This window comes from Kribbella sp. NPDC048915, from assembly GCF_040649595.1.
GTDB lineage: Bacteria > Actinomycetota > Actinomycetes > Propionibacteriales > Kribbellaceae > Kribbella.
Window position 1 is genome coordinate 17,190 of record NZ_JBEZFT010000085.1, and the last position, 14,247, is coordinate 31,436.

Here is a 14,247-nt window from a genome sequence, read left to right on the forward strand (position 1 = left end):
CGGTCAGTCGTGGACGGCGCGGTCGGCGAGGTCCTCGACGTCGTCCACCTTCGCGACGGTCCGGCGCAGCGGGACCTCCTTGATGAACAAGACCGCGACCAGGCTGACCACGGCACACGCGGCCGAGATCAGGAAGATCCGCCCGGTGGCGTCGCCGTACGCGTGCCGGACCAGTTCGGCCAGTTGCGGCGGCAGGTTCTTCACGTCGAGCAGGCTGGTTCCGTCCGAACCGCCCTCCTGCAGCTTGCGCGCCGCCGCGGCACCGTTCGGTCCGGCCGCGACACCGGCGATGATCAGGTCCTTGACCCGGGCCGCGAGCACAGCGCCGAGAGCCGAGACACCGATCGCGCCGCCCAGGCTGCGGAAGAACGCGACGCTCGCCGACGAGGCGCCGATCTGGGTGACGTCGACGGTGTTCTGAACGGCGAGGACGAGGTTCTGCATCGTCATGCCCATGCCGAGACCCATCGCCAGCATGCCGAGCCCGACGATCCAGTACGGCGTCGCGTGGTCGATCGTGCCGAGGACGAGCAGACCGGCCAGCAACAAGATGCCACCGGCAACGAGGTACCGCTTCCACTTGCCGTACCGGGTGATCAGCTGCCCCGACCCGGCCGAGCCGATGAACGAACCGAGCATCATCGGAATCGTCAGCAGACCGGCCTCAGTCGGGCTGTAACCGCGGGCGATCTGGAAGTACTGCCCGAGGAACAGCGCACTGCCGAACATCGCGATCCCGACCGCCAGGCTGGCGACGATCGCCAGCGCAGTGGTCCGCTCGCGGACGACCTTCAGCGGAACCAGCGGCTCGGCCGCGCGGTTCTCGACCAGGACCGCGAGGAAGCCGACGACCAGCGTGCCGCCGACGAAGAGCGCGGACTCCCAAGAGACCCACGCGAAGTCCGACCCGGCGAAGGTGACCCAGAGCAGCGGCAGGCTGGCCGCGATGCTGATCAGTACCGCACCGAGGTAGTCAATCCGGACCTTGCGCTTCAGCAGCGGCAGCCGCAGGTACTTCTGCAGGACCACCAGGCTGACCACGGCCAGCGGGACGCAGACGTAGAAGCACCAGCGCCAGCCGAGCCACGAGGTGTCGACGATGACGCCGCCGATGAGCGGGCCGCTCACCGTGGCGACCGCCATCACGGCACCCATGTAGCCGGAGTACCGGCCGCGGGACCGGGGCGGGATCGCGGCGCCGATGATGGCCTGGGCGAGCGCCATCAGACCGCCCATCGCCAGGCCCTGCAGTACCCGGGCGCCGATCAGGAACGGCACATTGTGCGCCATCCCGGCCAGCGCCGACCCGATCACGAAGACCGAGATCGCCACCTGGACCAGCAGTTTCTTGCTCATCAGGTCGGACAGCTTGCCCCAGATCGGGGTGGACACCGTCGTGGCCAGCAGGCTCGCGGTCAGCACCCAGGTGTACTGCGTCTGGGTGCCTTCGAGGTCCGCGATGATCGTCGGCAGGGCGTTGCTGACGATCGTCGAGCTGAGCATCGCCGTGAACAGCGCGGCGAGCAGTCCGATCAGGATTTCGAGGATCTCGCGATGGGTGAGTTCCGGTGCAGCGGGCGTGGGCTGCGGCCGGGTCTCGGTGACAGTCATCAGTCTCCAGTCTTGGGGTTTCGCCTCACGACCTGGTTGGCCTCGGTGATCGCCGCGGCGACGCGCTGCATGGTTTCAGCGGCCGCGAACAGGGCGTCGTCGTCGAGGTCCGCCAGCGCGGTTCTCAGCTGCCGGGTGTAGGAGGAGTAGAGCGCCTCGAGCTGGGCCTTGCCTTCGGCGGACAGGCTGACCAGCCCGACGCGCGCGTCGGCCGGGTCCGGACGACGGCTCACCAGGCCGTCGGCCTCCAGCGCGGTCAGTTGCCGGCTCACCACGGACGCATCGACGCCGAGCTTCGCGGCGATCTCGCCGCCACGCTGCTCGCCGTCCTTCCGCAGCACCTTGAGCACACTCGCGTCCGACCGGCGCAGCCTGCCGTCGCTGGTGAGTTGCCGGTGCTCGATACACCGCACGGCCCGGACCAGGGCGCTCACCGATTCGAGCACCTCCTGGGCGGCCGCATCCCGCTCTGCCCCCGGGACAAGGGGTTGCTGAGCTAGTTGCATAACCCAACTATATACCTCGATAGTTGGTTTCTGCAACCATCGCCAGGCTGGCCCGCGTCATATACCCAGAGTGACAGCTTGCTCGGTCCAGGCGGGAATTGGTCACGCATCGCGATGATCGGTCCAGGATGCGCCGAGTGGGCCCGACGTACGGCGGAGCACCGCAGTCTTTGGGGAAGGGCTCAAGATGGGTGAGGTCAGCCGAGGTGAGTGGCCAGCCGAGGTGAGTGGTCAGCCGAGGTCGGCGTTGAGGCGGGCCAGCAGGCGGCCGAGGTCGGCGAGGTCCGTCGGGTTCCAGCGGTCGAGGATCGCGCGGAACTCGGTCTGCCGCTGGGCACGCATGGCCTCGTACCGTTCGGCGCCGGTGGCGGTGAGCCTGAGCAGACGGGCGCGACCGTCGTCGGGGTCGCCGACGCGTTCGATCAGGCCGAGCTTCTCGAGCTGGTGGATCCCGCGGCTGACGGTCGACTTGTCGAGGCCGAGGACGTGCGCCACGTCGGACGCCCGCACGCCGGCGCCGTTGCCGGTACCCAGCTCGATCTGGGAGATCAGCGCGTAGCCGGCCGCGTCCATCTCCGGATGCACCCGGCGGGCGAGCCGCAGCGACGCCGACCGCGAGCGCCGGAACAGCGCCGACAGCTCCTGCTCGATCGCCGCGACCAACTGCGCCGAGTGCTCCATCTGGCCAGACTGCCCCGACTGCCCCGACTGCCCCGACTGCCCGGACTGCTTCGGGTGCTCGACCTGCATGCTCACCGGACCACGATCCCGGCGTCGCGGAGTGCCTTCTTCACGTCGGAGATCCGGAAGTCGCCGAAGTGGAACACGCTCGCCGCGAGCACGGCGTCCGCGCCCGCCTGCACCGCGGGCGGGAAATGCTCCGGCGCTCCCGCTCCCCCGCTGGCGATCAGCGGTACGTCGACCACCGCGCGGACCGCCTTGATCAGCTCGAGGTCGAACCCCTGCTTGGTACCGTCGGCGTCCATCGAGTTCAGCAGGATCTCGCCCGCGCCGAGCTCGCAGCCGCGCTGCGCCCACTCGATCGCGTCCAGACCGGCCGACTTCCGGCCGCCGTGCGTCGTCACCTCGAACCCGCTCGGCTGCTCCGCGGACCGCCGAACGTCCAGCGACAGCACCAAGACCTGGTTGCCGAACCGGTGCGCGATCTCCCGAATCACCTCCGGCCGCACGATCGCGCCGGTGTTGATCCCGACCTTGTCCGCACCGGCCCGCAACAGCCGGTCCACATCGGTCACCTCGCGGACACCGCCGCCCACGGTCAACGGGATGAACACCTGCTCCGCGGTCCGCCGAACCACGTCGTACGTCGTCTCGCGCGAACCCGACGACGCGGTGATGTCGAGGAAGGTCAGCTCGTCGGCGCCCTCCGCGTCGTACACCTGCGCCATCTCCACCGGATCCCCGGCGTCGCGCAGATCCGCGAAGTTGACACCTTTGACCACCCGTCCGGCATCGACGTCCAGACAGGGAATGACCCGCACGGCAAGACTCACGCCGCCCAGCGTACCGGTGCACCCCCGGCGCCGATGACCGTCACCGGGACCGTGAACAAGCACCGCGGACTCCGAACAAGCACCACGGACCGTGAACAAGCAATACCTTGTTCAGAGTCCCCGGCACGTGGGGCTACTTCCAGCCGAAGCCGCGGGTACAAGTCCGGGCTCCGTACACATCCAGCAAGCACCGTCCACACCCACCGGACACCATGCACACCCAGCGGGGACCGTGGACAGGAACGGGGACTCTGGACAGGGGACGGGGACCGTGAACAGGCAATACCTTGTTCACAGTCCCCGGCGGGTGGGTCTACTTCCAGGCGCGGCGGCGGTTGTCGGTGGACCTCATCGGGCGGGTCGACTCCCAGACACGGCGCCAGTGCGCGGCATCGGGGCCGGTCTGCGAGGGCGACGCGCCGATCGCGGCCCGGCGGCGGGACTCGTACCAGGTGGTTGACTCCTCGTCGAGCAGCGCCGACACCGCGGCGGCGATCCGCGGCGCGAAGTCACGCGCACTCTCGCCGTCGGCCGGCTTCAGCGGGTCGCCGTACCGGACGTGCACCGCCGGGCGGCCCGGCACCGGCCAGCCGCGACCGCGCGGCATCGCGGCGAACGAACCCTTGATCCCGACCGGGATGACCGGCACGTTGTGCTCGACAGCGAGGTACGCCGCACCCATCCGGAACCGCTGCACCCAGCCGTCCGGCGAGCGCGTGCCCTCCGGGAACACAACGACGTTCCAGCCGTCGGCGAGCAGGTCGCCGGGTGTGGAGCTCATCTTGCCGCCGCGCCGCTCGATCGGGAACGTGTTGAACACGATCGCCGACCCGGCGGCCCGCCACCAGGTGTCGAAGAAGTAGTCGGCAGCCGCCGCGAACGCGGTCTTGCGCCGCATCGCGTCCGGCAGCGACAGCAGCAGCAACGGGGTGTCGAGGTGCGACGAGTGGTTCGCGACGATGATCGCCGGGCCGTCCAGCTTGAGCAGCGAGTCCAGGCCGCTCACCTGCGGGCTGACTTCGAAGTTCAGTACCGCGTTCAGCGGCCCCTTCTGGATCAGGTCGCGGACCGCGATCGCGGCCGGCGTCCGCGCCCACTTGGTCGGGAAGACCGCGGTCTCCTTGGGGATCACGTACGGCTCGGCCGAGCGCGGCACCTGCGGCCGCCGGCCCCAGCGCCAGCCGCGCGCGACCTGCTTGACGTCGCGCGCGGTCTCCTTGCCGAACTTCACCAGACCGGACCCCATCAGCGCACGTCCGCGATCAGGTGCGGCGGGTTGTGCAGGTACGTGATCGACGGCGACCGGCCGACCGAATGGCTGACCATCTCGAGTGCGTCCTGCAGCGTCGACGCGGACCGGAAGCCCATCCGCTCGACGGTCTTGCGGTTCGCGCCGACCCAGACGATGTCGCCGCAGTGGTCCAGCGCGTGCGAGATCCAGTACCACATGTAGAACGGGTGCACGCCGTGGTACGCGTACGACGTCCGGTACAGGTGGATGTACCACGGGTCCTCGGCGTACTGCTTCTCGAACTTCGCCTCGATCGTCGCCGGATCGGTGCTCTCGGCAAGTACTTCCTCGAAGAAGTCGACGTACGACGGGTGATGCAGCTGGCTGAACTCGTACGGCACCGGGTGGTACAGGATCAGCGCGCCGTCCTTCCGGACGATCGGGTTCCCGCGGTAGGAGTTGAAGTGGTAGCCCATCCCCATGCACGCGGCGAGGATCGGGTTCATCACCGAGTTCACGTTGTACGGACCGAGGTACGGGACGCCGATGACGCCGACGTCGGCCTGGCCCTGGACCTCGACCAGGTGCTGGCGGTGCACCATCTCGATGGTCTTCTCGTGCACCGGCTCGATCGCGCCGGCGTTGATCCCGGACAGCTGGTAGTTCGCCCGGACGTCGGTGAAGATCTTGTGCCGCAGCTTGGCCGGCGCCGCCGCGAGCGCGCGCTTGGTGCCGAGCATCGAGGCCTGGTCCTTGAGCGACCACTCCCACTCGCGCTTCTGCAGGAACTCCAGCGGTCCGCCGAAGATGTCGTTGCTGAGCGTGGTCTCGATCTGGAAGACCTTGACGTGCTGGGTCAGCACCTCACCCATCCGCCACGCGGAGTGGTGCATCTTCGAGGCCTTGTGGTCCATGAAGGACCGCGAGTGAATCATCGTGTGGCTGTTGTGGTGGTGCTTCAGCGACTTGTACGACGCCAGGCCGATCGACGTGGACTTGTGGCCGCCGTCCATCGCGACCAGGTTCACGTTCACGTACACCAGCAGGTCGGACTCGGCCGCCCGCTTGGAGATCTCGACGTCCTCGCCGTGCCGGGTCTGGCCCAGGTGGGTCAGGTTGTCGCGGTCCTCGGCGTCGAAGTTGTAGAGCTTGCCGTCGGGGAAGAACGACCGGAACACCCGCTCGCCGACGATGTCGCGCAGCTCGTTCGGGGTCAGCCGGCGGTGCAGCGCGTTCGCCGAGATCAGCTCGACGTCGTCGACACCGGCCTGCGCGGCCAGCTCCAGCACGGCCTCGATGACGCGCTGCCGGATGTCCGGCTTCTTCATCGGCGGCAACGGCAGCGAGATGTCGTCGAAGGCGATCGTCAGCCGCATGCCCGGCCGCAGCAGCTCCGGCAGCGGCTCGGACTCGATCGGGTTCAGCAGCGCGTTCTGGATCGCCTCGTCGACGTCGCGAACGGCCGGCAGCGCCTCCGGCGGGTACACCACCCGGGTGCCGAGCGGGAACCGCTCCAGCAGGAAGCCTTCGCCGTTGTGCACGATCAACGGCGGCGTGCGGTCGTCAACCTCGAGCACGAAACCTGGCCGAGACATGTCAGAACCTCTCTCGTCGTACGTCGTTCTGAAGATGTGCCACGGCCCTCATGAGGCCCTCACATCGAATGCGACCTTGACCGTGCCGAGCCGGCCGGCCGACTGCGCGTGGTCCAAGGCCTCGCGCCAGCGGTACAGGGGGTAGCGGGCGCCGACGATCCCGTCCAGCGGCGCCCGGCCGGCCAGTTCCAGCGCGGTCTCGAACGCCGGGCGGCCGTTCGGCTCCTCCCGCGCGGACGCGTAGGTGCCGGTGACCTCGAGCTCACGGAACCACACCGGTGACAGGTCCGCGCCGCTGGCCGGCATCCCGGACAGCACCACCCGGCCGCCGGCCTTGGTGACCCGCAGCACGGTGTCGATCGAGTCCTTGCTGCCGACCGCGTCGACCGCGACGTCGACACCGCCGAGCAGGAACTCGCCGCCGCTGAAGTCCTGCTTCAGCCGGAACGCTCCGGTCGAACGCCGGACCCCGCGGAAGACCTCGTCGGGCGCGACCACGTCGCTGGCACCGAACGCCCGAGCCAGCTCCCGCTGCCGGGCGTGCTTGGCGACCACAGTGATGCGACCGGCCTGGGTCAGCTCCCGTAGCGCGAGCGTCGCGAACAGACCGACCGCGCCGGCGCCGCTGACCAGGACGGACTGCCCCGGTTGCACCTTGGCCCGCAGTGCGGCGTGTACGGCGCCGGCCAGCGGCTCGACCAGTACGGCGCGCTCGTCGGACATCTCGTCCGGGACGGCGTACAGCTGGCTGCGGTGCGCAACCATGACGTTGCCCCAGCCGCCACCGGTGTCGCGACAGAAGCCGGTCTGCAGACCGGGCGCCACATGGCCGACCGTGATCCGGTCGCACCGGTTGGTGTTACCGGACGCGCAGCCCTCGCACGGCTCGACGCCGCGGGCCGCGCAGGTCAGCACGCTGTCCATCACGACCCGCGTGCCCTTCGGCAGGTCCTCGCAGTCGTCGAGCAGCTCGCCGACGACCTCGTGACCGGGCACGAACGGCATCGACACCACCGCGGAGAAGTACAGCTTGGTCGCGCCGGTGACCATGCCCAGGTCGGAGCCGCAGATACCGGACAGGATCGGGCGGATCCGCGCCCAGCCCTGCCGCTCGGCCTTCGGCTCGTCGATGGTGACGAGGCGCAGCGGCGCGGCCGGTCCGGTCAGGATGCCGGGGATGCGGCCACCGACCGCCTTGGCCGCCAGGTACTTGGCCGGCGACCGGTACATCTCGAGAGCCAGCATCATCGGGCGTTCACTCCCGGGAGCTCCAGACGGGACGAGGTGGACGGGGTCTTCCAGTCGACGATCTGCCAGCGCGCGGCCCGGGCGGCCCGGAACAACGACACGTCCGGCGACACCGCGACCGGGTTGCCGACCGCCGACAGCATCGGCAGGTCGGAGTGGCTGTCGGCGTAGGCGTACGACTTGGACAGGTCGACACCGGTCTGCCGCGCGTGGTGCTTGATCCAGGCTGCCCGCGATTCACCGACCAGCGGGGGCCCGGACAGGAACCCGGTGCAACGACCGCGGTCGTCGACGGCCAACTCGGCGGCGACGATCTCGTCGAACAGCGGCTCCAGCGGCCGGGTCAGCGGCCGGACGGCGCCGGTGATCAGGATCGTCTTGTGACCGGCCGCGCGGTGCTCGCGGATCCGGCGGACGGCGGCGCCGCTGAGCCGTTCCAGCACATGCTCGGCGAGGATTTCGTCGACGATCTGGTTCAGTTCCTCCAGATCCGCTCCGGCGTACCGGCGGTAGATCGTGCGCAGGAACGTGCCACGGTCCTTGCGCTCGGCGGCGATCAGCTTCGGCAGCTTGCGCAGCATCGCACCGATCTCACCGGCCCGCTGCGGGCCGTCCAGCTCGGGCAGCCGCATCCACAGGTAGGTCTCGATCACGTTCGACGACAGCAGCGTGCCGTCCATGTCGAAGGCCGCGATCACGTTGGCCTCGCTGGGCTCGACCTTCTTGAGCACGCCGGCGGACTCGGCGAGCGCCTTGTTGCGCTTCTTCCGGACGACGTCCAGGCGGCGCAGCGAGTCGGTGACGCTCGGGCAGTGCACTTCCTGCAGGTAGTGCTGCCAGTCGACCACCGACGTGTCGCAGGCGAACTTCTCCCGGTCGTCGCCCTCCAGCGCGTTGTGCAGCGCGAGCACGTTGTCGTCGACGAACTGGAGCTCGGCCTGCGCGTACTCGGAGTACAGGTCCATGTAGCGGCGCAGGAAGTCGAGGCGGCGCTTCTGGACGTCGAGTTCGCGGGCGTACTTACGGGTGCGTTCGCCGCGCGGGATCCGGGTGATCACGGCGTCGGCGATCTTGTGCGCGCGTTCGCCGTACCGCAGCATCGTCTCGACCGAGTCGCCGCCGGGGAACTTCCACACCGGCAGCCGGACCGCGCCGCGCTCGCCGAGGTCGAAGGGGTGCTTGGAGAAGTACTCGCGGACACCGGCGTAGAGCTGCTCGAAGGTCAGCGGGTTCCGGGCGCCGGAGCCGATGTGGTAGTACTCCGGCTTGCTCAGCTCCGGCTCGGTCGCCATCACCGCGCAGATCGCGCCGACCACGTGGTCGACCGGGATGATCTCGATCACCGAGTCCGGCGACGCCGGGAACTCCGGCAGCTCACCGCGGCCGTAGGCCAGGATCAGCGGCTCGGCCATCTTGAAGCCCTCGATCCAGCCCGGGTGCGGGCTCTGCACCGCGGACTCGATGATGGCCGGCCGGACGATCGAGGTCGGCAGCGTCGCCGCGAACTCCTCGACGACGCGCTCGCCGAGCGCCTTGGTGAACGTGTAGCAGTCGGTCCAGCCGAGGCTGCGGGCCCGCTCGGTACCGGTCTCGACGAGTCGCTTCGAGACCCACTCGGTCCGGCGCCGCTCGGTGTCGGCCGCGGCGGTCAGGTGGCCGGCGCGGCGGTGCAGCTTCTCGGCCTCCTTACGGAACTTCGCCAGCATCGGCGCGGACCGGGACTGCTCCTCGATCCGGGCCTTCATCGCCATCCCGGCCTCGGCCTCGGTCCGCCAGTCGACGGTGTGCTCGACCGGCGCCTCCGGGATCGCGCCGCGGCGGCGGCCGGCCGTGTACGCCGTCGAGATGTGCACGTAGTGCACCGGGCGCCCGGTCGCCACGATCCGCTCGAGCAGGCTCTTGGTGCCCAGCACGTTGGTCGTGAACGCCTCGTGGATCGGCGGGTCGAAGCTGACGTCGCCGGCGCAGTGCACGACGATGTCGAGGTCCTTGGGCAGCTCGGGCACATCGGCCAGATCGCCCTCGACCACCTGGATCCGCGCCGCGGTCAGCGCCTCGGCGTCGGCGTACGGCGTGCCCTCGCCGTAGAACGGCTTGAAGATGTCCTTCTTCAGCAACTGCGCCATCCGGTCGACACCGGTCAGCGAACCCTTGGGCCGGATGATCGCGGCCACGGTGGTTCCGGGCAGCTCGCCGATCATCCGGTGCAGCAGCGCCTCGCCGACGAAGCCGGTGACGCCGGTGACCAGGACCTTCTTGCCGTTGAGCTTGTCCTCCAGCTTGCCGCTCACTGGTCGCCTCCACGCGTGAGCTCGAGTGCCTCGGTCAGGGTGAACGCGCCGGCGTACAGCGCCTTGCCGACGATGACGCCCTCGACGCCGTCGGGGACCAGCGTGCTCAGGGCCTTCAGGTCGTCGAGGCTGGAGACGCCGCCGGACGCGATGATCGGCTTGTCGGTGCGCGCGCACAGGTCGCGGTACAGCTCCAGGTTCGGACCCTGCAGCATGCCGTCCTTGGTGACGTCGGTGACCACGTAGCGCTCGCAGCCGGCTGCCTCGAGCCGCTCCAGCACCTCGTACAGGTCGCCGCCTTCCTTGGTCCAGCCGCGCGCGGCCAGCGTCCGGCCGCGGACGTCCAGGCCGATCGCGACCCGGTCGCCGTACTGCTGGATGATCCGGTCGCACCACTCCGGGTCTTCGAGCGCGGCGGTGCCGATGTTCACCCGGCGGGCCCCGGTCGCGAGCGCGGCCTCGAGCGAGTCGTCGTCGCGGATGCCGCCGGACAGCTCCACCTGGACGTCGAGCTTGCCGGTCACGTCGGCGAGCAGTTCCCGGTTGCTTCCGCGGCCGAACGCCGCGTCCAGGTCGACCAGGTGGATCCACTCCGCGCCGGCTTCCTGCCACGCCATCGCGGCCGCCAGCGGATCGCCGTACGACGTCTCGCTGCCGGCCTCGCCTTGCACCAGCCGGACTGCCTGTCCGTCCGCCACATCGACGGCGGGCAACAGCACCAGAGTCCCTGACCGGGGCGGAGGGCTGGGAACTGCATCCAACTCTGACATGGGCCACACCCTAGAGGGCGAGAGTTCAGGTTTCGTAACCTGGATGCCTGCTGAGTCGTTTGAAATCGATCTGTCTCAGCAATACCAGTTTCGTCTGTGGTCCTACCCTAGGCTGGCCGGGTGGTGACCGTCGAAGAGCTCGAGAGCGATCCGCATCCGGCGCTCGCGCGGATCCGTCCGATCGGCTGGATCGCGTCCATGAACTCCTGGTACGTCACCGGACGGTCGCTCGCAGTGCAGGTGCTGCGCGATCCCGTCACGTTCACCGTGGACGACCCGCGGTTCTCCACCGCGCAGGTGGTCGGGCCGTCGATGCTGTCGCTGGACGGTCCCGCGCACAAGGCGCACCGGGACCCGTTCGAGTCCCCGTTCAGCCTGGCCGAGACCCGCCGCCGGTTCACCGACCCGGTACGCCGGACCGTCGACGAGTTGATGTCCGCGATCCTGGCCGGCTCCTCGGACGGCTCCTCGGCGGACGGCTCGCCGGCGGCTGATCCTGGTGGCTCGCGGCGGGCGGCCGAGCTGCGGACCGGGTTGGCCGGACCGTTGTCCGTGGCGGTCGTGGCGTATGCGCTCGGCTTGCCGCCGGCGTCCGCGTCGACCGTGCTCGACTGGTACACCTCGATCTCCGCCTCGGTGTCCGGCATCTCCGCCGGCCGGCCCGCCACCACCGACGGCGCGGAAGCCTTCGCTGCCCTGCACAAACATGTTGCCTCTGGCATCGACTCCGGGTCACTGCTGGAGGCTGCCGCCGGGGCCGGACTCGGCGTCGACGAGATCGTCGCGAACGCGGCCGTGCTGATGTTCGGCGGCATCGAGACCACCGAAGGCATGATCACCAACGCGCTGTGGCACCTGCTGACGCACCGCGACCAACTCGACCTTGTGCTCGCCGACCCCTCGCTGCTCCCGAACGCGATGGAGGAATCACTCCGCCTCGAACCGGCTGCCGCCGTCGTCGACCGCTACGCGACCATCGACGTCGAACTGGCGGGCAGCCGGATCCGCCGCGGCGACATGGTCACCGTGTCGTTGGCCGGCGCGGGCCGGGACCCGGAGTTGTTCGAGTCCCCCGACGAGTTCGACGTACGCCGGGCGAACGCGCGCCGCCACCTGGCGTTCGCCAGCGGACCGCACATCTGTCTCGGCATGCATCTCACGCGCCTGGAGACGCTGACCGCGCTGGAAGCCGTCCTGAAGCTCCCCGGGCTCCGCCTCGCCGACGATTCGCCCGCGCCGCGCGGTCTCGTCTTCCGCAAACCGTCGGCGTTGCGCGTCACCTGGGACGCGTGAGCAGTCCGCTGGGACGCGTGAGCACCAGCATCGTCGCGTCGTACACCGGCATGACCCGGTCGGGGTCCCGCTCGGCGTCCGCGGCGAACCGGGCGAACCCCTGCTCGACCTCGTCCGGCGGCAGGTGCTCGAACGTCGACAGCGCGCGGTGACTGAGCCGCTCGTACCGCTGCCGCAGCGTGCGCCACTCCTCGGCCGCGATCCGTACGACGTCCGCACCCGGCGTCAGCCCGGCGGCACCGGCGAGCGCCTTCGTGGCGGCCAGTGAGCGGTACATCGCGGCGTCGACCTCGCGCGCGGACGGAAAGTACGCGTACCAGAACAGGTCCGGCATCAGATCGCTGAACTGCGTCCGCAGCAACGCCACTCCCCCGGGCCGCAGCACGCGGCGCACCTCACGCAGCCCCTGCAGCGGATCCGGGAAATGGTGGAACGACAAGAACATCAGCACCACGTCGACCGAGGCCTCCGGCAACGGAATGTCCTCCGCCGCGCCCTTCAGATACGTCACGTTCGGATGCGGCGCCTGCTCCGCCGCCGCCCGCATCCGGTCCGACGGCTCCACGCCGTACACGCGGCCCTGGAACTCCTCGGCCAGCCCGGGAGTCAGCCGGCCGACCCCGCTGCCCAGATCCAGCACGTCCAGCGGTCTGCGGTCGGGTACGTGCTCGGCGAACGCCCCGGTCCACCGCCGTACCTCGTCCTGCGCCATCGCGCGCCCCGCCACGTACGCCGCGCCCATCCGGCCGTCGTAGTTGACCATGGCGACGACTCTACTGACGCGCGCCGACAGAGCGGTTTCGGAGCTGAGGCACAATGGCCAGATGGCGGAGCGATTGGTGGCGCTCGAGGCGGCGATCAGTCTGGAAGAGGTCGGGAAGATCGTCCGTACCGAGGCACGCCGGCGGGCGGGGGCGCAGGGCGCGACGTTCGTGCTGCGCGAGGGCGACCGCTGTTTCTACGCCGATGAGGACGCGATCGCGCCGCTGTGGAAGGGCCAGCGCTTCCCGATCACGGCGTGTATCAGCGGCTGGGCCATGCTCAACGACGAGACCGCCGTGATCCCGGACATCGCCGTCGACGACCGCATCCCGATCGCGGCGTACCGGCCGACTTTCGTCCGCAGCCTGGCGATGGTGCCGGTCGGATCCCCCGCCCCGGTGGCCGCGATCGGCGCGTACTGGTCGCGCCGCTACCAGGCGTCACCTGACCAGATCGGCGCCCTCGAAGATCTTGCCGCCCAGACCGGCGAGGCGATCCGGCGCATCGGCCTCGGCGACGCCCCCTGGGCCCCGACCTTCGGCCGGCACCGGTAGAACACCGGAACGCGCCGGGACTCCTGCCAAACCACCGCCGCCCCGGCGGATAAGCGGCTCTTGTGACTGATCCGTGAGTGGGTCCGAGTGAGCGAGTCGACGCCCACGCCGCACAACCGCGCTGCACGACCGCGCTGCACGACCGCGCTGCACGACCGCGAGCGTCCCCGCAGCCACTTCTACCGGGGACGGCGAACACCCAACCGGGCCCGCGAACACCTAACCGGGACCTCCCACACCCTCCCGGGACCTCGCACCCAATCCCGGGGCCTTGAACAAGCAATAACCACTCCACACCCACCACAACCTGTCCAAGCCCCCGACTTCAGCCCCGCACGGTCAAGTCCCGTGGCGTGGTGGTACGGCGTGGGGTGGCGGCGTGGTGCCGTGGCATGGGGTGGCGGCGTGGTGCCGTGGCGTGGGGCGGTGGCCTGGGGCGGTGGCGTGGGGCGGTGGCGTGGGGCGGTGGCCTGGGGCGGTGGCGTGGGGCGGTGGTACGGCGTGGCGTGGGGCGGTGCCGTACGGCGTGGTGCCGTGGCGTGGCGCGGTGGTACGGCGTGGTGCCGTGGCGTAGTGCCGCGGCGTGGTGCGGTGGTACGGCGTGGTGCCGTGGCGTGGCGTGGCGTGGCGCCGTGGCGTGGTGCCGTGGCGTGGCGTGGCGTGGCGCCGTGGCGTGGTGCCGTACGGCGTGGTGCCGTGGCGTGGCGCGGTGGTACGGCGTGGGGTGGTGGCGGTCCGGCGGTCCGGCGGTCCGGTGTGGACGTGAGGGTTTCCGGGTTTCCGCCACACAGTGGGTTCACCCATCGTGTTGTGGGTTCCGTACCCTTCACACGGGTCAGGAACCCACAACACGGTGGGTAAACCCACCGCGC

The 14,247-nt window shown here is 69.9% G+C and carries 13 protein-coding genes; 3 read left to right on the top strand and 10 right to left on the bottom strand.

Features of this window, described 5'->3' with window-relative positions; translation table 11 throughout:
- Positions 1 to 3: 3 nt before the first annotated feature.
- From AB0B82_RS29820 to priA, 9 genes are all read right to left on the bottom strand, one after another.
- Positions 4 to 1,611 carry an MDR family MFS transporter gene (locus tag AB0B82_RS29820; RefSeq protein ID WP_360175855.1) on the bottom strand — a complete coding sequence of 536 codons (1,608 nt, stop codon included), beginning with the start codon at positions 1,609 to 1,611 and terminating at the stop codon, positions 4 to 6.
- Positions 1,611 to 2,117, bottom strand: a complete 507-nt coding sequence (locus AB0B82_RS29825; RefSeq protein WP_360175858.1) for a MarR family transcriptional regulator — start codon at positions 2,115 to 2,117, stop codon at positions 1,611 to 1,613. The genes AB0B82_RS29820 and AB0B82_RS29825 overlap by 1 nt, the downstream gene beginning before the upstream one ends.
- A gap of 231 nt (positions 2,118 to 2,348) precedes the next feature.
- Complete coding sequence (locus AB0B82_RS29830) at positions 2,349 to 2,867, bottom strand: MarR family transcriptional regulator (RefSeq protein ID WP_360175891.1); 519 nt, start codon at positions 2,865 to 2,867, stop codon at positions 2,349 to 2,351.
- A gap of 2 nt (positions 2,868 to 2,869) precedes the next feature.
- Positions 2,870 to 3,631: an imidazole glycerol phosphate synthase subunit HisF gene (gene hisF / locus AB0B82_RS29835; protein ID WP_360175861.1), complete on the bottom strand. Its 762-nt coding sequence runs from the start codon at positions 3,629 to 3,631 to the stop codon at positions 2,870 to 2,872.
- A 313-nt stretch (positions 3,632 to 3,944) separates the two neighbouring features.
- Entirely contained in the window at positions 3,945 to 4,877 is a 933-nt protein-coding gene (locus AB0B82_RS29840; RefSeq protein WP_360175864.1) for a lysophospholipid acyltransferase family protein, read from the bottom strand.
- Positions 4,877 to 6,457, bottom strand: a complete 1,581-nt coding sequence (locus AB0B82_RS29845; RefSeq protein WP_360175867.1) for a lactate racemase domain-containing protein — start codon at positions 6,455 to 6,457, stop codon at positions 4,877 to 4,879. Before AB0B82_RS29845 ends, AB0B82_RS29840 begins: the two co-directional genes overlap by 1 nt.
- Positions 6,458 to 6,505: 48 nt before the next feature.
- Entirely contained in the window at positions 6,506 to 7,705 is a 1,200-nt protein-coding gene (locus AB0B82_RS29850) for a zinc-binding dehydrogenase (RefSeq protein ID WP_360175870.1), read from the bottom strand.
- Positions 7,702 to 9,996: an HAD-IB family hydrolase gene (locus tag AB0B82_RS29855; protein WP_360175873.1), complete on the bottom strand. Its 2,295-nt coding sequence runs from the start codon at positions 9,994 to 9,996 to the stop codon at positions 7,702 to 7,704. The genes AB0B82_RS29850 and AB0B82_RS29855 overlap by 4 nt, the downstream gene beginning before the upstream one ends.
- Positions 9,993 to 10,766, bottom strand: coding sequence for a bifunctional 1-(5-phosphoribosyl)-5-((5-phosphoribosylamino)methylideneamino)imidazole-4-carboxamide isomerase/phosphoribosylanthranilate isomerase PriA (gene priA / locus AB0B82_RS29860; RefSeq protein ID WP_360175876.1), 774 nt, complete (start codon positions 10,764 to 10,766; stop codon positions 9,993 to 9,995). Before priA ends, AB0B82_RS29855 begins: the two co-directional genes overlap by 4 nt.
- A 120-nt stretch (positions 10,767 to 10,886) precedes the next feature.
- Between priA and AB0B82_RS29865 the strand changes: the two genes are divergently transcribed.
- On the top strand, positions 10,887 to 12,059 hold the full coding sequence (locus tag AB0B82_RS29865; protein WP_360175879.1) for a cytochrome P450: 1,173 nt from the start codon (positions 10,887 to 10,889) through the stop codon (positions 12,057 to 12,059).
- On the opposite strand, the gene AB0B82_RS29870 is transcribed toward AB0B82_RS29865, so the two are convergent.
- The gene (locus AB0B82_RS29870; protein ID WP_360175882.1) at positions 12,043 to 12,822 is read right to left on the bottom strand and encodes a class I SAM-dependent methyltransferase; all 780 of its coding nucleotides are present in this window, start codon (positions 12,820 to 12,822) and stop codon (positions 12,043 to 12,045) included. The two genes, AB0B82_RS29865 and AB0B82_RS29870, sit on opposite strands and share 17 nt — an antisense overlap.
- A 61-nt stretch (positions 12,823 to 12,883) precedes the next feature.
- Here AB0B82_RS29870 and AB0B82_RS29875 point away from each other — a divergent pair, with 61 nt between their 5' ends.
- Together AB0B82_RS29875 and AB0B82_RS29880 are read left to right on the top strand one after the other, a co-directional pair.
- Positions 12,884 to 13,375, top strand: a complete 492-nt coding sequence (locus AB0B82_RS29875; RefSeq protein WP_360175885.1) for a GAF domain-containing protein — start codon at positions 12,884 to 12,886, stop codon at positions 13,373 to 13,375.
- 583 nt (positions 13,376 to 13,958) lie between these two features.
- Positions 13,959 to 14,141: a hypothetical protein gene (locus AB0B82_RS29880; protein WP_360175888.1), complete on the top strand. Its 183-nt coding sequence runs from the start codon at positions 13,959 to 13,961 to the stop codon at positions 14,139 to 14,141.
- Positions 14,142 to 14,247: the final 106 nt, after the last annotated feature.